Below are 21,716 nucleotides of genomic sequence, written 5' to 3' on the forward strand. Positions count from 1 at the left end.
ACCCCTCCTCCATTCATACAGACGTTTGAAGTCTGTCGCGAAACTTTGACGATTGCCGGACGCGAATGCAAGTGCCCGCCGGTACAGCCCCGGCGGCCTGCGCTGACGCTCGCTTCGGGAGCGCGTATGCTGAGCGGCCCGCGCCACGCCCGAAACAGCATGCACTGTCACGTCTACGCTAGCCGCCGCAAGAGCGAAACCTACCTTTGGCTGCGCGATCCGGCGCTGCTGGAGACGCTGCCCGAAGCCTTGCGGCAGGTCCTCGGCGAATTGCGCTTCGTGCTGGAAGTCGAACTCGACAGCGCGCGCAGGCTGCCGCACCAGGACACCGAGCAGGTGCTGAGCCATCTGCTCGAACAGGGCTGGCATCTGCAGCTGCCGCCCGGCGAAAAGGCCTGAACGCCCGCTGACGCCAACCGCCCGCGATCGGCGCGAATCGCCCGCGAAGGTTTCGGGCGCATGGCCGATGCGCGTAGTATCGTGGCGCGCAAGCCGCACCCTCGCCTCGACTTCGGACGCCACGCCAGACCATGCCGCCGACCAAACCGCGCCGCCGCTCATCGCTGCAGACCATGCTGGTCTGGTTCCTGCCCGCCCTGGCCATGATCGCCGTCGCCGTCGTCGTCGCTTCGCCCGTCGCGCTGATTCCCCTGCTGCTCGCCAACACGCTGATGCTGGGCGCCATGTGCCACGCCATCGGCTTCGACCCCGAACCGTCGTTCACGCGCACCATGCTGCGCCGCGGCGTGGCGCACCTGATCCTGTTCACCGCCTACACCGCGCTGGTGCTGCTGCTGATCGCCTGGCCGCTGGTGCTGATGACGCAGTCGCCGTCGCTATCCAGCGTCATCGTGCTGTCGATCGCGCTGGCGCTCGGCGCCGCGCTGCTGTGGCGGATGTGGCCCGCGTTCGGACTCGCTTTCCTGTGGGACGACGCCTTTGCCGGCGGCAACCCGCAGGGATCGCAGATCCGCACCGCGCTGTCGCGCAGCCTGCACTTCGCACGCCACCTGTCCGGCGAGGAGCGCTTCTTCAGCCATTTCCTGCCGGTGTCGCTGTGCACCCTGATGGCCGCGTTCGGTGCGCTGGCGCTGAGCGTGCTGGTGGGCGTGGTGCCCGACGAACTGCGTACCGCCGGCGTGCTGCTGTACGGTTTCCTGTTGCTGCCGCTGTGCTGTCTGGTCGTCACCAACCGCACGCTGCGCGCCCTGCTCTACGAAGGACAGCGCCCCGGAGGGAGCGCCGCCTCGGAACCGGAGCCGGACCGGGAACGAAGCCGCGAACTCGATGAGGCGCCCGCCGCGAGTTCGCCGGACACCGTAACGGGCGCAAGCGACGAAGACCTGCTCGAAGCCGTTCGCGCCGGCCGCATCGACCGCGCGATGGCGCTGCTGGAAGCCGGCGCCGACGCCAACATCGCCGCGCACCCGGCCGACCGCGACCAGCGCTCGGCGCTGATCCTCGCCGCGCTGCTGCCCGAAACCCGTCTGTTGCGCGCGATGATCGCGCACGGCGCGGACGTCAACCGCATGCAGGCGGGCCTGAATCCGCTGCTGGCGGCCACGCGCGACAGCTACCACGGGCGCGCCGAAGCGGTGATGACCCTGCTCGCCAACGGCGCCGACCCGAACGCGACCGACGCCGAAGGCAACACGCCCCTGCACGGCGCGGCACTGAGCGCGAAACCGACCGTCGCGGCCATGCTGATCGACGCCGAAGCCGATCCGAACGTCCTCAATCGCAACGGTCTCACCCCGCTCGCGACGGCCTGCCGCGCGGCCAATTGGCCGCTGGTGCAGTTCCTGCTCGAACACGGCGCCAAGCCCGCGCTGGACAGCGGCGAACCGGCCCTGCTCGCCGCCGCCGGCATCGCCGAGGACGATCCCGAGGGTGTACGCCTGCTGCTCCGGCACAAGGCCTCCGTGCATGCAGCCAACGCGATCGGCCGCACGCCGCTGATGGCCGCGGCGCTCGAGGGACACGCCGACATCGCCCGCGCGCTGGTCGGCGCGGGCGCCAAGATCGACGCCATCGACCACCACCAGACCAGCGCGCTGATGGAAGCCTCGCGCGCCGGCGCGCTGGGCGTGGTCAACGTGCTGGCCGCCGCTGGCGCGCGTACCGATCTGCGCGACAAGCACGGCCGCGACGCGCTGATGCTGGCCTGCCAGTCGCCGCGCGCCCAGGCCGACATCGTGCGCGCGCTGATCGACCTCGGCGCCGACCCGCGCGCCATCGGCAACGACGAGCGCAGCGCGCTGGACCACGCCGCCGCCACCGGCCGCTGGGATCTGGTCGCGCTGATGGACCCGCAGACGCCGCTGCCGGCCAATCTGGACATCGGCGCCGAACCGGAAGCCGGCGCGGACACGCCGGAGCATCTCGCCGACGCGCTGCGCTTCGGCCACTGGGCCATTGCCTCCACCTTCGCTCGCCGCGTGCGCGACTGGCCACAACGCGACCTGGCGCAGATCTACCTGCGTCTGGCCGACGACGCGCTGACGCCCGCGCGCCGCTGGCTGCTCGAACACGGGCTGTCGCCGCACGCGCCGGCCGAGCACGGCCGCTCGCTGTTCGACGCCCTGCTCGACGCGCTTCCCGCCAGTGCCGACGCCGTACACGACCTGCTCGACGCCGGCGCCAGCTGCGCCGGTGCGGGAGGCATCGCGCGCGCGCTCGACCGCGACAACGGCGATGCACGATGCGAACGCTTGGCGCTGCGCATGCTCGATGCCGGCGGCGATCCCTTCGCCGCGCACCGCGACCGCATCACGCCCGTGCATCTGGCGGCCGCTGGCGGCCACAGCGTGCTGCTGCAGGCGCTGCTCGATCGCGGCTGCGATCCGAACGCACAGGACGCCGCGGGCCGCACGCCGCTGCACGTGGCGCTCGAACACGCCGATCCGTTGCCGCAGATTCGCGCGCTGATCCGCGCCGGCGCCGACCCCGAAGCGCCTGCCGCCAACAACGAAACTCCGCTGGGCAGCGTATTCGACCGCGCCGACCCGGAGCTGGTGCGCTGGCTGCGCTGGGACGAACGCTGGCCGCTGCCCCGCCGCGCGCTGCGCCCGCACGACCTACCATCCGCCGCTGCCAGCGGCGACAACGAAGCGGTCTGCAAGCTGCTCGACCTCGGTTTCGCCGTCGACAGCCGCGACAGCCAGGGCGCCAGCGCCCTGTTGCGCGCCGCCGGCATGGGCCACACCGAAACCGCGCGCCTGCTGATCGAACACGGCGCCGACCTCGGCCTGAGCGCACGCTCCGGCGTCACCGCACTGGCCGCCGCCGCCAACGCCGGTCGCAGCGACATGGTCGCGCTTCTGATCGAAAGCGGCGCGCAGATCGACCAGCCGCTGCCCGGAAAAACCACCGCGCTGATGCTGGCCGTGGCGCGCGGCCACGTCGACATCGCCGAGCAGATGCTAAGCGCGGGCGCCGACGTGCACGTGCATGACGTCTACGGGCGCAGCGTGCTACACCCCGCGGCGCAGCTGTGCTTCGCCGGTCGCGACAGCCTGCGCGCCCGTCGCCTGCTCGACGTGCTGCTCAAGCGCGGCGCGGACGTCAATCACGCCGACCAGGATGGCCGCACACCGCTGCTGCTGCTGCTCGGCGCACACGCCAAGCCCGGCGCGGCGTGCGACAGCACCCACATCGGCGCCCTGCTGCCGGTGCTGCTGGACGCCGGCGCCGATCCGCGCCACGCTGACCAGCGTGGCGTCACGCCGCTGCACGCCTGCGCCATGCACATGCTGATCGCGCCGGCACGCGTGCTGCTGACCCGTGGCGCCGCCCGCGACGCCGTCGACGAACTCGGACGCACGCCGGCCGAACTGGCGCGCACGCTGGGCTACATCGACGTCGCCGTGGAACTGGAGACGCGCGGCCACTCCGTCCCCGGCGTGCAGCAGACCCTGCGCCAGCCCGCCGCCGACTGAATCTCGTCCAGCGCCTGCGGCTCCCCCCTGGCGCGCAGGCGTGCTAGCGTCGCGCATCGCTCCCTGGACAGGAATCGCCGGCATGCCACTCACCCGTCGTCACTTCATCGGCGCCGGCGCCCTGCTGGCGACCACGACCGCACTGCCGCGCACCTTCGCGCACCCGGCCTCCACCGCCGACCCGGACATCGCCGCCGCGCTCGACGCCGGCATCCGCGCGTCTCTCGCTGCCTACGCCTGTCCCGGCATCGCGGTCCATATCGCCCATCATGGCCGCACCCTTCATGCACGCAACGCCGGCCAGGCCAACCTGGAAACCGCCACCCCCGTCGATGGCGACAGCGTGTTCCGGATCGGCTCGCTGAGCAAGCAATTCACGGCCGCCCTGATCGTGAAGCTGGCTGCGCAAGGCCGCGTTTCGCTCGATGCCGACGCGGCCAACTTGCTGCCGTTCTTCCGCAAATCCCCCCGATTCACGCTGCGCGAGCTGCTGCATCACACCGCCGGCCTGCACGAGGACGACGGTGATTCCGTCGACGGCGCGACGGCGACGCCGATCACGCAGATCGATATCGCCCGACAGATCAGTCAGCAGAAGAAGCTCTTCGATTTCGCGCCCGGCACCGCGTGGCGCTACAGCAACACGAACTACATCGTGCTCGGCGCCGTGGTCGAAAAGATCACCGGCATGTCTCTGGCCGATGCCGCGCGCACGATGATCTTCACGCCGCTGGGATTGCATGCGACCGCCTTCGACCGCGTGCAGGACGTGGTTCCCGGCCGCGTCAGCGGCTACTCGCCGCAGCCGGATGCCCGCACGCATTTCGACCATGCCGCGTTCATCGATATCGCCCAGGCCGGCGGCGCCGGCGCGATGCGCTCGACCGCCAGCGACCTTTGCCGCTGGCATCACGCGCTGTTCACCCACCGCCTGTTCGACGCGCGTCACACCGACCTGATGACGACACCGGGCCGTCTGCGTGACGGTCGCCTGAGCGGAAGCCACCGTTTCCTGCCCGCCGACGACGCGGCCTACGGGCCGGTCCAGTACGGCATGGGCCTGCTGCTTCCGCCACCGCTGCACGGACACCGCAGCGTCATGCACTACGGTTTCATCAACGGTTTCGCCGTCTGCCTGGAAACCTGGCTCGACGTCGGCCTGAGCACGGCGATCCTGTGCAACGGCGACATGGGTCCGCACATGCCGTTCCACGCGCTGCGCCAGACGGTCTCAAAGCAACTCCTGCCGAAGCTGGCGACCTGAGCCTCAGGGCTTCGTCAGGCGTTCTCGCCTTCGATCCCGCCCCCTGATCCGCGCCGCTGGCTGTCGGCCTCGAAGATGCGTTCGAGATCGGCCAGCGCTTCGCGCGAGGACTGCATCAGCGCGGTCTCGTCGTCGTAGACCAGGTACTGCGTCTTCAGCAGCGCTTCGTCGTGCTCGCGGAAGCGGTCAACCTGCGCCTCGGCGCTGTCCTGCGATGCGCCGAGCGCCTCCAGCACGTGCCGCGTCATCTTCAGGCTGGAATAGAAGGTTTCGCGCACCGGCTCGTCGATGCTGAGGTCCATCAGCCGGAACGCATGCTGGCGATTGCGCGCGCGGGCGACGATCTTCAGATGCGGAAACTGCCGCTTGACCACGCGCGCGGTGCGCAGGTTGGCCTGCGGATCGTCGGTGGCCAGTACGAACACCTCGGCCTTGTCGGCCTGCGCCGCGCGCAGCAGGTCCGGGCGCGCCGGATCGCCGAAGAAGATCGAGGTGCCGCCGAAGCGCCGCACCAGATCGACCTGATCGACCGACGCCTCCAGCGCCACGAACGGAATGTGCTGCGCGCGCAGCACGCGTGCCACGATCTGTCCGACACGACCGAAGCCGGCGATGATGACGCGCGGCGCGTCGGTGTCGATATGGTCGTACTCGCGCTTCTGCGGCGCTTCGCGTTCACGCAGCACGCGCGCCAGCCCCGTCACCAGCAGCGGCATCAGCGCCATCGACAGACTCACCGCCAGCACCAGCAGATCGCGCTGGCGCGGTTCCAGCAAGTGCTGACCCAGCGCCAGATTCAGCACCACGAAGGCGAATTCGCCACCACTGGAAAGCAGTACCGCCATGCGCAGCGCATCGGCGCCGCCGAGTTGCCCGGACCAGCGCCCGATCGGCCACAGCAGCACCCCCTTCACCAACAGCAGCCCGAGCACCAGGCAGGCCACTATCCACGGCGCCTGGCGTATCAGCGACAGGTCCAGCGACATGCCCACGCTGATGAAGAACAGGCCCAGCAGCAGGCCCTTGAACGGCTCGATGTGCGATTCCAGCTCGTGCCGGTATTCCGAATCGGCCAGCAGCACGCCGGCCAGGAACGCGCCCAGCGTCGCCGATGCGCCGGCCAGCTCCATCACCCACGCCGTGCCCATCACCACCAGCAGCGCCGTCGCCGTCGAGACCTCCTGCATGCGCGTGCGCGCGACGATGCGGAACAGCGGTCGCAACAGGTAACGGCCGCCGACCATCACCACGGCGATGGTGCCGATCACGCGCAAGGCGCCGAGCCATAGCGGCCCTTCGGTCGCGCTCCCCGTACCCAGCAGCGGCACCGCGGCGATCAGCGGAATCGCCGCCAGATCCTGGAACAGCAGCACCGCGAAGGCCTGCCGCCCGTAGGCCAGCCCGGCCTCCTTGCGCTCGGCCAGGATTTGCAGACCGAACGCCGTCGACGACAACGCCAACGCCGCGCCCACCACGATCGCCGCACGCAGCGGCAGTCCGAAGCCGTAGTACGCCACCGCCAGCAGCGCCACGCCGCACACAAGCACCTGCATCAGGCCGGTGCCGAACACCGCATGCCGCATCACCTTGAGCCGTGACGGCGACAGTTCCAGGCCGATCACGAACAGCATCAACACCACGCCGAGTTCCGAGACCTGCGCCACGCGCCCTGTGTCGCCGACCAGCCCCAGCGCATGCGGACCGATCACCACGCCCGCGAGCAGGAACCCCAGCACGGCCGCCAGGCGAAAGCGTTTCGCCAGCGGTACCGCCAACACCGTCGCGAGCAGGAACACCACGGCCATCTGCAGCATGTGTTCGGTATGCACTTGCTTCCCTTGGTTCGACCCGTCACGCACATCGCGTGCGTCCAGAGTACGTCAGGAACCGCGGCACTGTCCCTCCCGCAGACACGTATGGCGGACACGCGCATCGGCGCATGAGGCGAATCGTCACGGCCTTTTGTAATTATTAATGAGAATGATTACTATTCAATCATTGATGCCTTCGCCGCAGCCCGCGCATCGAACACAACACCGTCTTGCCCCTTCCCTGGATTGCTCATGCCTATCTCGATCACCGGGCGCTTCGCCACGCCCACCCGACTTCCCGCAAACCCACCGCGATGCGGTCGCACGCCCGTTCTGGCGATCGCGATCGTCACCGCACTGCTCGGCGCCGCACCCGTCTGCGCGGCATCCTCGGCTATGCAGCATGCCGGCGCGCCACCCACTTCCGTCGCCGTGCGCGGCTATGCGGTAGCCGCCGGTTCCCTGCGCACCGCGCTACGGCAACTGGCGCAGCAGAGCGGATTGCAGCTGGACGGCATCGAACACATTCCCGCGTCCGCGCACAGCGCCGACCTGCACGGCGATTTCCGCGCCGATGAAGCGCTGCGCCGCCTGCTGGCCGGCTCCGGCTGGCAGGCCGAGCACGTCGGTCCGTCGCGATTTCGTCTGGTCGACACCCGGGACATCACCCCACTCGCCAGCGTGGTGACCACGGCGAGCGTCGACAACCTGTCCACCGAAGGCACCGGCTCGTACACCACCGCCGCCGAAACTACCGCCACGCGCCTGCCGCTGACGCTGCGCCAGACACCGGAGTCGGTCAGCGTGATCACCCGCACACAGATGGACGACTTCGGCCTGGACGACGTGCGCTCGGTGCTGGCGAACACCACCGGCATCAACGTCGAGCAGGTCGAGACCGACCGCACCTACTACAGCGCCCGCGGCTTCGACGTCACCAACTTCCTGGTCGACGGCCTCGGCATGCCGTTCACCAACGGCGCGCAGTGGGGCGACATGGATACCGCCGTGTACGACCACATCGAAGTCCTGCGCGGCGCCAACGGCCTACTGTCGTTCACCGGCAATCCCTCGGCCACCATCAACTTCGTGCGCAAACGGCCGACCGCCGAATTCCAGGGCAGCGCCGGCCTCACCGTGAGCAGCTGGGACACGCGCCGCCTGGACCTGGACCTGTCCGGTCCGCTGAACGACTCGGCCAGCGTGCGCGGCCGCCTGATCGCCGCCGACCAGGACGGCGACAGCTACCTGGACCGCTACTCGCTGCACAAGCAGGTGATCTCCGGCATCGTCGAAGCCGACGTCGGCGAGAGCACCTTGCTCAGCGCCGGCCTGACCGATCAGCGCAACCGACCCAAGGGCGTGATGTGGGGCGCGCTGCCGCTGTACTACACGGACGGCAGCGCCACCGACTTCGACCGCGCCACCAGCACCGCCACCGACTGGGCCTACTGGAACAGCGACGACGTTCGCACGTTCGCGCAACTCGAACATGATTTCGCCCATGGCTGGATACTGAAGTTCGAGCTCAACCACCGCCGCTTCAGCAGCCGCAGCGACCTGTTCTACATCTACGGTACCCCCGACCGAACCACCGGCCTGGGCCTGCTCAGCTATCCCTCGCACTACACCGACGTCAATCGCCAGGACACGGCGGACCTGTCCGTGTCCGGCACGTTCGACCTGGCCGGCCGCACGCACCAGCTGGTGTTCGGCGCCAACGCGGCGCGCAACAAGGAAACCGAGCAGTCGCTGTACGGCAACGACGTCGGCACGCCGCTGCCGCCACTGCAGGACTGGAACGGCGTCTATCCGAAACCCGTCTTCGACGCCTACCGTGCCGATGCCGCTTTCGACATCCGCCGCCAGAGCGCCTACGTGACCGCGCGCTGGAACCTGACCGACCCGCTGAAGCTGATCACCGGCGCCAGCGTCACCCGCATCCGCAGCCGCGGCGAAAGCTACGGCGTGCCGCACCGCTACACGGCCACGCGCAACACCCCCTACGCCGGCCTGGTATACGACCTCGGCAAGCATCTGTCGGCCTACGCCAGCTACGCGAAGATCTTCAGCCCGCAGACCGAAGTCGATCTCGACAACCGCGTGTTGCCGCCAATCACCGGCAGCAACCTGGAAACGGGCCTGAAGGGCGCATGGTTCGACGAACGCCTCAACGCCAGCTTCGCGCTGTTCCGCACGCGACAGGACCACACCGCCGAATCCGCCGGCTTCAACCCCGATACCGGGCAGACTTACTACCGCGGCGTGAATGCCACGTCGAAGGGCTACGAATTCGACGTCGCCGGTCGCCTCACGCCCGGCTGGGAGATCAGCGCCGGCTACACCCAGCTCGGCATCACCGGCGACCGTGGAACCAACGTGCGCACCTACGTGCCGCGCCGCACGCTGCACCTGTCCACCAGCTACCGCGTGCCCGCGCTTCGTGGCCTCAAGGTCGGCGCCAACCTGCGCTGGCAGGACGCCATCACACGCGACCAGGGCGTGCTGGACACGCAGGGCCGCGAGATCGTCACCCGGCAGGGTGCCTACGCCCTGCTCGGCCTGATGGCCCGCTACGACTTCGATCCCAGCTGGAGCGCCACGCTCAACGTCGACAACGTGACCAACCGCAAGTACCTGACCAGCCTGTACTGGAATCAGGCCTACTACGGCGCGCCACGCCACTACAGCCTCAACGTGACCTGGCGGTTCTGACCATGATCCTGCCGACGGCCTTGATCCTCACTGTCGCCGCGGCGTTGCTCGTCTATCTGGGCAGCCCGCGGCAGAACTGGCTTCGTATCGCGTGGCCGCGCTGGACGCAGGCGGCCGCACTCGTGCCGTTGCTTGCCGGCGCGGCGCTGTGGTGCCGCGAGGCAGGGGTCGGTGCCGGCCTGTTCGCCGTGATGACCTGCATCATGTTGATCTGGGTACTGGCGCCCTACGTGGGCTGGTGGCTGGGGCATCCGTCGACGCAGGAGCGACGTCGATGATCGCGCGCAGCCTGGCCGGCGTACTGCTCGGTTTCCCGCTGGCCGGCGCGCTGCTGGCATTGCTGCTCGAAGGGCTGCCCGAGCACGGCGCGAACGTCCTGATCCCGGCGCTGCTGCTGTTTTTTCCGCTGTGGACCGCGCTGATGATCGCCACCTTCCTGTTCCGCCATGCGCGACGCGCCTGGTTCGTGCTGGGCGCATGCAACCTCGCCGCATTCGCCGCACTCGCGCTACTGCGCATGGCCGGCAGCTGAGTCGAGAACGCCGATGAAATCATCCACTCTGCGCACATTTCAGACCGTGCATACCTGGACCGGCGTCGCCGCCGGCTTCTTCCTGTTCATCGCCTTCTATGCCGGTGCGCTGACCGTGTTCCACGACGCCATCGCCACCTGGCAGCATCCGCCGTGGCGCGCGGCCGCGGCCGCCGATACCGACCCGGGCGACCTGGCGCGTAACTTCGCCGCCGCGCATCCAACGGCACGTCGCGACTTCGGCGTGGTGCTACCGCCACCGGGTTCGGCGCAGGCACCCTACGTCTACTGGCCCTCTGCCGACGGTGCGCGCTTCGTCACCGCCAACGATCTGCAGACCCTACATGCGGACCTGCCGTCGGAGAGCCTCGCCGACTTCGTCTACGAACTGCACGACTCGCTCGGCCTACCGGTCGTCGGGCTGTATCTGATGGGCGTGGTCAGCGTGCTGTACGGCCTGGCGCTGGTCTCCGGAGTCCTCATCCACCTGCCCAGCCTGGTCCGCGACCTGTTCGCATTGCGACCGGGGCGCAACCTCAAGCGCTTGTGGCAGGACGCGCACAATGTGATCGGACTGTTGAGCCTGCCGTTCCACATCATTTTCGCGGTGACCGGCGCCGTGTTGTGTCTGTTCACGGTGGTGCTTCTGGCTCTGAACACGATGGCTTTCGATGGGCGGCTGTCGAGCCAGTTCGCGAATGTCGTCAACACCGCGCCACAGCGCGCGGCCGCCGGCGTCGCCGCGCCCATGCAGCCGCTGTCTGCGCTGGTCGCGCGTGCGCGCGAGGCCGCCCTGACGAACGGCGCCAGCAGCTTCCGGCCGGACTACGTGCACTACATGCACTACGGCGATCGTCACGCCGTGGTCGAAGTGCGCGGACTGTCGCAGCACACCGTCGGCACCTACGGCACCGTCGCGCTGGACGGCGTCAGCGGTCGCGTGCTGAACGTGCACGTAGCGGATGCACACAACATCAACGGTCTGGTGTACTCGGCCATCTTCGCGCTGCATTTCGGCAGCTACGGCGGCATGACCGTGAAAGTGCTGTACTTCCTGCTGGGCCTGGGCGGCGCATTCCTGTTCTATTCCGGCAACCTGCTGTGGATCGAATCGCGACGCAAGCGTCGCCATGCGGACCAGCCGGCGCGCACCCGGTGGATGGCACGCGCCACCGTCGGTGTGTGCATCGGCAGTTGCCTGGGCATCTCCGCGGCATTTCTTGCGGTCGCGCTCGCCGATGGCCGTGGCGACACGACCGCGCTGCAGCAGATCGCGGCCTACGGCGCGTTCGCCCTGGCTTGTCTGTGGGCGGCGCTGCGCGAGGTGCCGCGCGCGACGTGCGAACTGCTATGGGCCACCGCGCTGGTCACCGCGCTCGCCGCCGTGACCGACCTGCTGCGCAACGCGCATGCATGGACACAACCCTGGACGCCACTGCATGGGGTCGTGTTCGGCGTGGACCTGACCGGCCTGCTGCTGGCGGCGGGGTTTGCATGGCTGGCGCGGGCCAGCGGGCGGCGCGCGCTACGCGGCGATGCCAACAGCGTCTGGGCGCTGCCGGCGGCCGCGAACGACCAAGGGAACGGAAGCCGCTCATGAGAGACCGCCAGGAACCATCGATCATCGTCGCCAGCAGACGGTCTTCCGGGGAATAAGCCGACGCAGGTCTCCTTCCTTGACGCATACCGCATGCGCTTGCTTCAGTCGCAGCGCAGGCACGTCCTGCGGTCGTCATTCCGGCGGGAGTCGGAGTCGGAGTCGAAGTCGGAACGGTGCTCTTCAGCGACTTGAAAGTCACTGGATTCGCGCTTGCGCAGGAATGACGACCGATGGGACTGGGGGATGCTCATGGTAGCGATCGAAAGGATCGCCTGTGATGCGCCCGGAGGAGTACCCGTGGCGCGACGCCTTTGCTGCAACGGAAGGCAGCACCCTTGGCGCGACCGAAGGAAACGCTTAAGGGGCAGGGCGCCCGCGGCCGTACCCGCGGGAACGCCTTGGGTACGACCGGAGCAAGTGTTTCTGTAGCGGATTTCCCAGGCCCGTCGGAGCGCATGCCGCTCCGACGACACGCAAAGATCAGCTCGCCTCGCGCAGCCAGCGCGCGGCGTCGAGCGCGAAGTAGGTGAGGATGGCGTCGGCGCCGGCCCGCTTGATGGCGGTCAGCGACTCCAGCACACAGGCGCGCTCGTCCAGCCAGCCGTTGGCGAACGCGGCGCGCAACATCGCGTATTCGCCGCTGACCTGATAGACGAACGTCGGCGCGCCGAACGCGTCCTTCACGCGGCGCACGATGTCGAGATACGGCAGGCCCGGCTTGACCATCACCGCGTCGGCGCCCTCGGCGAGATCCAGTTCGACCTCGCGCAGGGCCTCGTCGCTGTTGGCGACATCCATCTGATAGGTGTGCTTGCCGCCGCCGCCCAAGCTGGCCGCCGAACCCACCGCGTCACGGAACGGTCCATAGAAGCTCGATGCGTACTTGGCCGAATACGCCAGGATGCGCGTGTGGATGTAGCCAGCGTCTTCCAGCGCATCGCGGATGGTGCCGATGCGACCGTCCATCATGTCCGACGGCGCGACGAAGTCGGCGCCGGCCTCGGCCTGGGCCAGCGCCTGCTTGACCAGCACCTCGACGGTCGGCTCGTTCATCACGTAACCGGCCTCATCGATCAGGCCGTCCTGGCCGTGCGTGGTGTACGGGTCCAGCGCCACGTCGCAGATCAGGCCCAGTTCGGGCAGCCGCTGCTTCAATGTGCGGATGGCGCGCTGCATCAGGCCGTCGGGGTTGTACGCCTCGGCAGCGTCCTCGCTCTTGGCCGACGCGTCGGGCACCGGAAACGGCGCCAATGCCGGAATGCCCAGCGCCAGCGCCTGTTCGCCGATGCCGACCAGCTCGTCGATCGACACGCGCTCCACGCCGGGCATCGACGGCACCGGCTCGCGCACGCCCTGCCCCTCGCGCACGAACACCGGAAGAATCAGGTCGGCGGGCGTCAACACGGTCTCGCGCATCAGTGCGCGTGAAAAAGCGTCGCGGCGCATGCGACGCATGCGGATGGCGGGAAACGTCATGGCGGAATCCGGTCGGGGCGAAGGATCGAGCGTGCATTGTACGCCCCCTCCCGCAACGTCCCCAGCGGCAGGCCGTCGCGGCCCTGCGGACAAGAACACTCGCGAAGCGCCTCCGAAACGCCCGCAGGCGGTCCCCGCGCCGCCCGAAACGGCATGCATCGTTCGAGGCGTGAATCACGGAAATTCGCTTGCTGTTAAAAGAAAATTAATCTACTGTAGATCAAGACGATGTAGCCTGATTTACAGTCCCATCCTAAGAACTGATCTCAAGTTACGGATTTGATTGACATGTCCGCCTCGATCGCCCTGCTTTTCCTGATCGTGTTCAGCGCGCTGACGCTGGGCGTGTCGGTCAAGCGCATTCCCGAGGGACAGGTCTACACGCTGCGCCGCATCGGCCAGCCTGCGCCGCGGCTGCTCCAGCCCGGCACGCACTGGGTCTGGCCGGTGCTGGAACACATCACTCACCGCATCAGCCTGGTCGGCCGTTCGCTGGAGCTCGACGGCAATGAGGACGACGCGCTGCGCGGCACGGTCTACTGGCAGGTGCTGGAACCGGAACGCGCCGATGCCGTGATCGAACGCGCCGAAGCGCTCATCCGCGAACACGCGCAGCAGGCCGCACCGCAGCTGGCGTCGATCGAAGGCGACATGGCGCGCAATGCCGCGCTCAAGGACCGCCTCAACGCCGCGTTGGCCGAACACGGCCTGTTCGTGGCTCGCGCGCGCCTGCACGGACGCGCCTGAGACTGGCATCCGTTCCTCGTCGCAGGGATACTTGTCGGTTCCACCCCACGGAACCGCGCATGTCCCGCGCCGCACTGCAAACCCGACTCGACCAGGGCCTCGCCGCGCTCGGCCAGACCTTGTCCGACGACGTGCGCGCGCAACTGATCGATTACGTGGCGTTGCTGGCGCGCTGGAACGCGTCTTACAACCTCACCGCGGTGCGCGATCCTCTGGAGATGGTGACTCGCCATCTGCTCGATTCGCTGTCCATCGTGCCCTACGTCGAGGGCGCCACGCTGGCCGATGTCGGCAGCGGCGCCGGCCTGCCCGGCCTGGTGCTGGCCATCGTCGCACCGCAGCGCGCGGTCACGCTGATCGACACCAACGGCAAGAAATCCCGCTTCCAGCGCGAAGCGGTGCGTAGCCTGCGTCTGGACAACGTCGAGGTGATCCACGCCCGCGTCGAGCAGGTCGAGGGCACTTTCGATTGCGTCACCGCGCGCGCCTTCGCCAGCCTCGCCGACATGCTGACCTGGGGCGGCCACCTGCTCGCCGCCGACGGTCGCTGGCTGGCCATGAAGGGACGCCGTCCGGACGACGAATTGGCCGCGTTGCCGGACGGATTCCGGCTCGAACGCGAACACGAGGTGCCCGTGCCCGGCCTGGATGCCGAACGCCGCCTGCTGGTGCTCACGCGAACCGGCGCGCCGTGATGGTACGCTTCCACTCCCTGTCCGTGCCGAACGCCGCCCTGCGCGCGGCGACGGACGCGACGGTCGACGCAGCGAGGGGACCATGACGCGCATCATCGCGATCGCCAATCAGAAGGGTGGTGTCGGCAAGACCACCACCGCCGTGAACCTGGCTTCGGCGCTGGCCGAGGCCCGGCGCAAGGTGCTGCTGGTCGACCTCGATCCGCAGGGCAACGCCACGATGGCCTCGGGCATCGACAAGGACGACGTCAAGCCGAACGGCTGCGAAGTCCTGCTCGAGGAAGCGCCGATCGCGGACGCCATCCTGACCACCGAAGGCGGCTTCGACCTGTTGCCCGGCAACGGCGACCTGACCGCCGCCGAACTCAAGCTGATGGACGCGATGGCGCGCGAATCGCGCCTGTCCGAGCAGCTGACCAAGCTCGGCGACCGCTACCACACCATCCTCATCGACTGCCCGCCGTCGCTGCACCTGCTCACGCTCAACGCGCTGACCGCGGCCGACGGCCTGCTGATCCCGGTGCAGTGCGAGTACTTCGCGCTGGAAGGCCTGTCGAGCCTGCTCGACACCGTGCGCGCGGTGCAGCAGCGGCTCAATCCCAAGCTGGAGATCGAAGGCCTGCTGCGCACCATGTTCGACGTGCGCAACAACCTCGGCAACGAAGTCTCGGCGCAGCTGACCAAGCATTTCGGCGACAAGGTGCTGCGCTCGATCATCCCGCGCAACGTGCGCCTGGCCGAAGCGCCCAGTCACGGCCAGCCGATCAACCTCTACGACCGCGGTTCGCGCGGCGCGATCGCCTACCTGGGCCTGGCCGGCGAGATGATCCGCCGCGAGCGCAACGCGCAGAACGCGGCTTCCGCAACACACTAGGAGACGGGTACCGATGGCGGCCAAGAAACGTGGACTCGGACGCGGACTCGACGCCCTGCTCGGCGGCGACGACGCCTCGGCGGCGAGCAAAGACGGCAAGACCGACGGCGAGCTGCGCACGCTGCCGATCCAGCACATCGGCCCCGGCAAGTACCAGCCGCGCCAGCACTGGAACGAGGACGCGCTGACCGAACTGGCCGACTCGATCCGCGCCCAGGGCCTGATCCAGCCCGTCGTGGTACGCGCCATCGGCCGCAACAAGTACGAACTGATCGCCGGCGAGCGCCGCTGGCGCGCCGCGCAGAAGGCCGGCCTGTCCGAGCTGCCCGCGCTGGTGCGCGACGTGCCCGAGCAGTCGGTGCTGGCGATGGCGCTGATCGAGAACATCCAGCGCCAGGAACTGACTCCGCTGGAAGAAGCCCAGGCGCTGGAGCGCCTGATCGACGAATTCAGCCTGACCCATCAGCAGGCCGCCGAAGCCGTCGGCCGTTCGCGCGCGGCGGTGTCCAACCTGCTGCGCCTGCTCGACCTGCCCGACGCCATCCGCACCCTGCTCGACGAGGGCAAGCTGGAAATGGGCCACGCCCGCGCGCTGCTGACCCTGGACGCGGACATTTCCACGCCGCTGGCCCGCCAGGCCTCGCGCATGGGGTGGTCGGTGCGCGAACTGGAAGAAGCCGTGCGCCGTGCGCAGGCCAGCAACGGCAAGTCGGGCAAGCCCGCCAAGGCCGGGCCGCGCGATCCCGACGTCGAGCGGCTGGAAAACGAGCTGGCCGAGAAGTTCGCCACCCGCGTGCAGCTCGCGCACGGTCGCGGCGGCAAGGGCAAGCTGGTCATCCACTATCACAGCCTGGACGAACTGGACGGCATCCTCGGCAAGATGCGCTGAATGCGCCGGCGACGATCCGTTCGAGGCAAGGGTGAAAGATGAAACCGTCTGACCCGGTCCTAGAAGATGTGAACGCTCGACAGCATCAGTTCGAAGCCCTGACCCGCGCCCATGCCGCGGATCTGTTCCGTTTCGCCTGGTGGCTGTGCGGGCAGGAAGCCCTGGCCCACGATCTGGTGCAGGAAACCATGCTGCGCGCCTGGAAGAACATCGACAGCCTGCGCGACGCCGACGCGGCCAAGCCGTGGCTGCTGACCATCCTGCGCCGCGAGCACGCGCGTCTGTACGAGCGCAAGCGCCTGGATCTGGTCGAGCTGGAGGACAACGTTCCCGAGAACGCCGCCTGGGCCGATCCCGAGCGCCAGGGCCGTACCGCCGAAATCCGCCGAGCCATGTGGAAACTGCCGAAAAAATACCGCGAACCGCTGCTGCTGCAGACCCTGGGCGGCTTCAGCTGCGAGGAAATCGCCGCCGAGCTGGGCGAGAAGCCCGGTGCGGTGATGACGCAGCTATTCCGCGCCCGCCAGCAGCTGAAGGCGCTGCTCGACGACGACCGGGAGGCCGCGCATGGACTGTCTTGAATTCCGCCGCATCCTGACGGCCACGCCGCACAGCGACGATCCGGCCTTCGTCACGCACCGCCGCGAGTGCGCCGCCTGCGCCGCCGCCTGGGAGCGTGCGCAGGCGTTCGAGAACGAGCTGATGCAGGCGCTGACCGTACCGGTCCCCGAAGGCCTGGTCGACCGCATCCTGCTGGCGCAGACCACCGGCCGTCGCCAGCGCATCTCGCGCGGCCGGCGCATCGCGCTGTCGCTGGCCGCTTCGGTGCTGGTGGCGCTGGGCATCGGCGGCGTGGTCTGGCAGCAGCTCGACGCGCATTCGCTGCCGGCGCTGGCCGTGGCGCACATGCCGCCGGAGATCGATGCGCTGAACCTGACCAAGCCGCTCACCGCGCAGGCCGTCGCCGCCGGATTCGCCGGCCGCAACCTGGCCCTGCGCGGCCCGGTACCGGCCGGCACCACCTACGTGCACGACTGCGAGGTCGGCACATACGCGGCCGTGCATCTGGTCACCCGCCGCGACGGCGAACCGGTGGTGGTGCTGTACATGCCCGACAAGCGCGTGGCGAAGACCAGCGACTTCGACCGCCACGGCTGGGTCGGCCGCGAGATGCCGATGGGCACCGGCTCGCTGGTGCTGCTCACCGACCGCGGCACGCGCGCACCCTTCGACGCCGTCGCCGCCGACTGGCGCAAGGCCATCCAGGGACCGGGCGCGGACGCCGAGCACGCGCCGCTGGCGCCCTGAATCGGGCTAACGCCGCGCTGACATGGCCTCTGCTATGACTTCGCCCTCACGCAGGCGGAGGGCACGATCATGCACGGCAATCCGGTGGGATGGTTCGAGATCTACGTCGACGACATGGCGCGGGCGAAGACGTTCTACGCGGCCGTATTCGGCATCACCTTCGAGCCGTTGAGCGACCCCAACGCCTCTGGCCTCGATATGCAGGCATTCCCCTCCGACATGGAACGCTATGGCGCCGGTGGCGCGCTGGTCCACATGGACGGCTTCGCCGCCGGCGGCAACAGCACGCTGGTGTATTTCGCCTGCGAGGACTGCGCGATCGAAGAATCCCGCGCGGCCGCCGCCGGCGGCACGGTGCAACGCGGCAAGTTGTCCATCGGTCCATACGGCTTCATTTCGCTGATCGTCGACACCGAAGGCAACCTGTTCGGGCTGCACTCCATGGCCTGAGACGGCCTTCGGACACGCGCACGAGCGAGCGCAAAAAAGCCGGCGCGAAAATGTCGCGCCGGCTTCGGATGTTTCATGCATGAAGCGCGTCAGGCGTCGGTCGCGACCCGCGGCTTGAACACGCGCCCCAGCAGGGCGTCCAGCGACCAGCGCCCCGCACCCCACGCCACCAACGCCAGCAGCATCAGGCCCCAGGCCTTGTGGTCGGCGAAATCGCTGCCGATCAATCCGTGCCAGAAACCCTTCGGCCACAGCGCCGGGTACGAGATCACGGCGATGATGTTGTAGACGAACAGGAACGCCGCCATCAGCCGCGTACCCAGGCCCAGCGCCAGGAACCACGGCACGATCAGCTCGATCCAGGTGCCGAGGAAGGCGGCGGCCGAGGCCGACAACAACGGCACCTGGTATTCCTCGGAGAACAGATAGTGGGTGCCGGTCGGATCGTCGATCTTGACCACGCCGGCGCGCCAGAAGGCGATGGCGACGAACAGGCGGAACAGCAATAGGACCAGTGGCGCGAGGCCTTCGAGGAGGCCGGTGGTGCGCGCCCACAGGGGCAGGATGCGTGCATTCATGACAGCGGCTCCGGTGCGACCGCAGCGGTCGCGTGGACGGTGGGCGCGGCAAGCAGGGCGTGTTCGAGTACGGGCTGCAGCAGCGCGGGAAGTCGTGCGGGATCGGCCTCCGTACCTAGCGCATCGGCCAGACTGCGGCCCTCGCGCAGGATCTGCAGGAAACGGCCGACGTCACGCGGGATCGCCTGCATGACGATTCGCGTCGCGCGCCGCCACAGCAGCACGCATTGCGCGGCGCCCCGCGGGTCGGGCGCGTCGCCCTGCGGATCGTGCGCCCAGGTCCACAGATCCAGCGCCGGCACGGCGGCCTGCAGCACGCGCACATGCGGCTGCAGCGGCAGATGCAGCGCCTCGGCCGGCACCTCGTCGAACGCGCGCAGCAGCGCTGCGGCATCGGGCGCGGGGTGTTCGGCCGCCAGCAACGCTTCCTGACGCAGCCATTCGAGTCGCGCGACGTCGCTCAGCCAGGCGTACCCGGCCAGTTCCGGCTGCGCGCCGAGGAAGTCCGCGAAGTCGCGGCCGAAATGCTGCAGGTTGCCGCCGTCGCTGCCGCGGCGCGCGGTGTAGCGCGTGGCCAGACCGTCGAAGCTGTCTTCGCCGATCAGCGCGCGCAGCGCCGGGAACACCGCCTCCAGCGCCTCGACGTGGATGGCGTAACCGGCGTTGCGGTAGATGCGCAGCCGCGCCTGCGGATCGATGCCGCGTGCGGCGATCCACGGCGTCAGCGTCGGCGCGTCGCCCTCGATCAGGCTCGCGGCGAAGGCGCGCTGCAGCTCATGCAGGGACGGCGGCGCGTGCATGCAGATGCTCCGTGGCGATGCGGGCCTCGTCTTCGAGCACCGCGAAATCGGGCAGATCCTGATCCCATTCGATCAGGCTCGGTTTCGGACCGAAGCGCTGCACGGCAGCCGCGTACAGGTCCCACACCGCGTCGTCGACACGACGGTTGTGCGAATCGATCAGCAACTCGCCGCCCAGACCCTGCTTGCGGGTGAAGCCGGCCAGGTGCATCTCGCCGACCCGCTCGCCGGGGATGCCGTCGAGAAAATCGAGCGGATCGAAGCCGTGGTTCACGCTGTTGACGTAGACGTTGTTGACGTCCAGCAACAGCCCGCAGCCGCTGCGCCGGGAAAGCTCGGCGAGAAATTCCCATTCGCGCAGTGTCGAATGCGTGAAATGGATGTAGCTGGAGACGTTCTCGACCAGGATCGTCCGGCCCAGCGTCTCCTGCACCTGCTGCACGCGCTGGGTCATCAGCGCCAGCGCCTCCTCGGTGTACGGCAGCGGCAGCAGGTCGTTGTAGTGCCGACCGTCGATCGCGCCCCAGCACACGTGCTCGGAAACCAGCCCCGGCTCGACCTGCGCGACCAGCGCACGCAGCTGCGCCAGATGCTCGGCGTCCAGCGCGTCGGCCGCGCCCAGCGACAGGCCCACCCCGTGCAGGCTCAACGGATAGTCCTCGCGCAACGCATCGAGCAATTCGCGATTCGGCCCGCCGGCGGCGAAGAAGTTCTCGCTGTGCAACTCGAAGAACGGCACCGCCGGCCGCCGCGCCATGACGTGATCGTGATGCGGGGCGCGCAGCCCGATCCCGACAGCCGTCGGAATCGGGCGCACGCACGGGGTGTGCGACAGCGGCATGAATCAGCTCTTCTTCATCATGCCGTCGTGGCTCATCATCGCGCCGCCCGGCGAGGTCGAACCGCCGTCGAGCTTCTCGCACAGCCCGGCCGGCACCGCGACGAAAGCGTTCGGATCGCGCGCCTTGGAATCCTGACCCGCACAGGAATGGCCCGGCGACTGGCAGTCGTTCTTGTTGGCCGCGTTGACGCCGTAGCACTTGACCAGCTTGTCGTGGCCCATCTTGTCGCCCGCATGCGCGCTCGCGGCGGTGCCGATGGCACCGGCGGCCAGCAGCGTCATCAGGGTCGATTTCAGAATGGTGTTGGCTTGCATGGGTCGTCTCCCTTGGATTTTTCGGACGCCGGCACGGCGCCGGCATGCAAGGGGACCCGGACGCCTACGGATTCATTACACGCCTCGGCCGAATGGCCTGCGCCGAGCGCGTGCTTGCGCGATAATGCACAGCCGAACCCTTCGCGGAACAAGCCCATGCCCGATCTGTCCGTGGTCGTGCCCGTCTACAACGAGCGCGACAACATTCCTCCGCTGCTGGCCGAAGTCGCCGCCGCCCTGCGCGGCAAGATCGACTACGAGGTGATCTACGTCGACGACCGCAGCAGCGACGACAGCCGGGACGTGCTGGCCGCGCAGAAAGCCGAACATCCGGAACTGCGCGTGCTGCATCACCTGAGCCAGAGCGGCCAGAGCACCGCCGTGCGCAACGGCGTGAAGGCCGCGCGCGGCGCCTGGATCGCCACGCTGGACGGCGACGGCCAGAACGATCCGGCCGACATTCCCAAGCTGATCGCCGAGCGCGACGCCGCCGAGCCGAGCGTGAAGCTGTTCGCCGGCTGGCGCGTGAACCGCAAGGACACGGCCAGCAAGCGCCTGGGCTCGCGCTTCGCCAACGCCCTGCGCAGCCGCCTGCTGCGCGACGCCACGCCGGACACCGGTTGCGGCATCAAGCTGTTCGAGCGCGCTGCGTTCCTCGACCTGCCCTACTTCGACCACATGCACCGCTACCTGCCGGCACTGATGCAGCGCGCCGGCTGGAAGGTGAAATCGGTGCCGGTGAACCACCGCGCGCGCCACGCCGGCAGCTCCAAGTACACCAACCTGGGCCGCGCCATCGTCGGCATCGCCGACCTGCGCGGCGTGGCCTGGCTGATCAAGCGCTCCAGGCGCACCGGCATCGAAGAGCACTGAGCGCCCGCAC

At 68.7% G+C, this 21,716-nt stretch carries 21 protein-coding genes; 15 read left to right on the forward strand and 6 right to left on the reverse strand.

Going from position 1 to position 21,716, the window contains the following annotated elements; all coding sequences use genetic code 11:
- Window positions 1–159 precede the first annotated feature (159 nt).
- The 3 genes from LF63_RS14085 (at window position 160) to LF63_RS14095 (ending at window position 5,202) form a co-directional block, all read left to right on the forward strand.
- Window positions 160–399, forward strand: a complete 240-nt coding sequence (locus LF63_RS14085) for a YcgL domain-containing protein (protein ID WP_043104496.1) — start codon at window positions 160–162, stop codon at window positions 397–399.
- Between the two features lie 131 nt (window positions 400–530).
- The gene (locus tag LF63_RS14090) at window positions 531–3,938 is read left to right on the forward strand and encodes an ankyrin repeat domain-containing protein (RefSeq protein WP_043104156.1); all 3,408 of its coding nucleotides are present in this window, start codon (window positions 531–533) and stop codon (window positions 3,936–3,938) included.
- Between the two features lie 82 nt (window positions 3,939–4,020).
- Window positions 4,021–5,202, forward strand: coding sequence for a serine hydrolase domain-containing protein (locus LF63_RS14095; protein WP_043104157.1), 1,182 nt, complete (start codon window positions 4,021–4,023; stop codon window positions 5,200–5,202).
- 14 nt (window positions 5,203–5,216) lie between these two features.
- On the opposite strand, the gene LF63_RS14100 is transcribed toward LF63_RS14095, so the two are convergent.
- Entirely contained in the window at window positions 5,217–7,031 is a 1,815-nt protein-coding gene (locus LF63_RS14100; protein ID WP_081945287.1) for a monovalent cation:proton antiporter-2 (CPA2) family protein, read from the reverse strand.
- Between the two features lie 234 nt (window positions 7,032–7,265).
- On the opposite strand from LF63_RS14100, the gene LF63_RS14105 reads away from it, so the two are divergent.
- Genes LF63_RS14105 through LF63_RS14120 form a run of 4 tightly spaced genes read left to right on the forward strand, consistent with a single transcriptional unit; the run spans window position 7,266 to window position 11,860 of the window.
- Window positions 7,266–9,728: a TonB-dependent siderophore receptor gene (locus LF63_RS14105; RefSeq protein WP_235205381.1), complete on the forward strand. Its 2,463-nt coding sequence runs from the start codon at window positions 7,266–7,268 to the stop codon at window positions 9,726–9,728.
- A 2-nt stretch (window positions 9,729–9,730) separates the two neighbouring features.
- Window positions 9,731–10,006 (forward strand): hypothetical protein, encoded by a 276-nt coding sequence (locus tag LF63_RS14110; RefSeq protein ID WP_043104160.1) that lies wholly within the window; start codon window positions 9,731–9,733, stop codon window positions 10,004–10,006.
- Window positions 10,003–10,260, forward strand: coding sequence for a hypothetical protein (locus tag LF63_RS14115; protein WP_043104162.1), 258 nt, complete (start codon window positions 10,003–10,005; stop codon window positions 10,258–10,260). Before LF63_RS14110 ends, LF63_RS14115 begins: the two co-directional genes overlap by 4 nt.
- A gap of 13 nt (window positions 10,261–10,273) precedes the next feature.
- Window positions 10,274–11,860, forward strand: coding sequence for a PepSY-associated TM helix domain-containing protein (locus LF63_RS14120; protein ID WP_043104163.1), 1,587 nt, complete (start codon window positions 10,274–10,276; stop codon window positions 11,858–11,860).
- 480 nt (window positions 11,861–12,340) lie between these two features.
- Here LF63_RS14120 and hemB read toward each other — a convergent pair whose 3' ends face one another.
- Window positions 12,341–13,336 carry a porphobilinogen synthase gene (hemB, locus tag LF63_RS14125; protein ID WP_043104165.1) on the reverse strand — a complete coding sequence of 332 codons (996 nt, stop codon included), beginning with the start codon at window positions 13,334–13,336 and terminating at the stop codon, window positions 12,341–12,343.
- A 288-nt stretch (window positions 13,337–13,624) separates the two neighbouring features.
- Here hemB and LF63_RS14130 point away from each other — a divergent pair, with 288 nt between their 5' ends.
- The 7 genes from LF63_RS14130 to LF63_RS14160 all read left to right on the forward strand — a co-directional run bounded on the left by LF63_RS14130 (window position 13,625) and on the right by LF63_RS14160 (window position 18,299).
- Window positions 13,625–14,083: an SPFH domain-containing protein gene (locus tag LF63_RS14130; protein WP_043104168.1), complete on the forward strand. Its 459-nt coding sequence runs from the start codon at window positions 13,625–13,627 to the stop codon at window positions 14,081–14,083.
- Between the two features lie 59 nt (window positions 14,084–14,142).
- A complete protein-coding gene (rsmG, locus tag LF63_RS14135; protein WP_043104170.1) occupies window positions 14,143–14,778 on the forward strand; it encodes a 16S rRNA (guanine(527)-N(7))-methyltransferase RsmG in 636 nt (211 codons plus the stop codon).
- 82 nt (window positions 14,779–14,860) lie between these two features.
- Window positions 14,861–15,652 carry a ParA family protein gene (locus tag LF63_RS14140; RefSeq protein WP_043104173.1) on the forward strand — a complete coding sequence of 264 codons (792 nt, stop codon included), beginning with the start codon at window positions 14,861–14,863 and terminating at the stop codon, window positions 15,650–15,652.
- Between the two features lie 13 nt (window positions 15,653–15,665).
- Complete coding sequence (locus tag LF63_RS14145) at window positions 15,666–16,541, forward strand: ParB/RepB/Spo0J family partition protein (RefSeq protein ID WP_043104175.1); 876 nt, start codon at window positions 15,666–15,668, stop codon at window positions 16,539–16,541.
- Window positions 16,542–16,609: 68 nt separating this feature from the next.
- Window positions 16,610–17,122, forward strand: coding sequence for a sigma-70 family RNA polymerase sigma factor (locus LF63_RS14150; RefSeq protein ID WP_235205382.1), 513 nt, complete (start codon window positions 16,610–16,612; stop codon window positions 17,120–17,122).
- Window positions 17,109–17,849 (forward strand): DUF3379 family protein, encoded by a 741-nt coding sequence (locus tag LF63_RS14155; RefSeq protein ID WP_043104179.1) that lies wholly within the window; start codon window positions 17,109–17,111, stop codon window positions 17,847–17,849. Before LF63_RS14150 ends, LF63_RS14155 begins: the two co-directional genes overlap by 14 nt.
- Window positions 17,850–17,918: 69 nt before the next feature.
- Window positions 17,919–18,299: a VOC family protein gene (locus LF63_RS14160; protein WP_043104181.1), complete on the forward strand. Its 381-nt coding sequence runs from the start codon at window positions 17,919–17,921 to the stop codon at window positions 18,297–18,299.
- An 89-nt stretch (window positions 18,300–18,388) separates the two neighbouring features.
- Here the strand turns inward: LF63_RS14160 and LF63_RS14165 are convergent, their stop codons facing one another.
- Genes LF63_RS14165 through LF63_RS14180 form a run of 4 tightly spaced genes read right to left on the reverse strand, consistent with a single transcriptional unit; the run spans window position 18,389 to window position 20,833 of the window.
- Window positions 18,389–18,877 (reverse strand): DoxX family protein, encoded by a 489-nt coding sequence (locus LF63_RS14165; RefSeq protein WP_043104183.1) that lies wholly within the window; start codon window positions 18,875–18,877, stop codon window positions 18,389–18,391.
- Window positions 18,874–19,677, reverse strand: coding sequence for an HvfC/BufC family peptide modification chaperone (locus tag LF63_RS15360; protein WP_052395304.1), 804 nt, complete (start codon window positions 19,675–19,677; stop codon window positions 18,874–18,876). Before LF63_RS15360 ends, LF63_RS14165 begins: the two co-directional genes overlap by 4 nt.
- Window positions 19,652–20,518, reverse strand: coding sequence for an MNIO family bufferin maturase (bufB, locus tag LF63_RS14175; protein WP_043104185.1), 867 nt, complete (start codon window positions 20,516–20,518; stop codon window positions 19,652–19,654). Before bufB ends, LF63_RS15360 begins: the two co-directional genes overlap by 26 nt.
- A 3-nt stretch (window positions 20,519–20,521) precedes the next feature.
- Window positions 20,522–20,833, reverse strand: a complete 312-nt coding sequence (locus LF63_RS14180; protein WP_043104187.1) for a BufA1 family periplasmic bufferin-type metallophore — start codon at window positions 20,831–20,833, stop codon at window positions 20,522–20,524.
- 156 nt (window positions 20,834–20,989) lie between these two features.
- Between LF63_RS14180 and LF63_RS14185 the strand changes: the two genes are divergently transcribed.
- Window positions 20,990–21,706 carry a glycosyltransferase family 2 protein gene (locus LF63_RS14185; RefSeq protein ID WP_043104190.1) on the forward strand — a complete coding sequence of 239 codons (717 nt, stop codon included), beginning with the start codon at window positions 20,990–20,992 and terminating at the stop codon, window positions 21,704–21,706.
- The last annotated feature ends 10 nt before the right edge of the window (window positions 21,707–21,716 follow it).

It is taken from the genome of Oleiagrimonas soli (assembly GCF_000761445.1).
GTDB classification, from domain to species: Bacteria; Pseudomonadota; Gammaproteobacteria; order Xanthomonadales; family Rhodanobacteraceae; genus Oleiagrimonas; species Oleiagrimonas soli.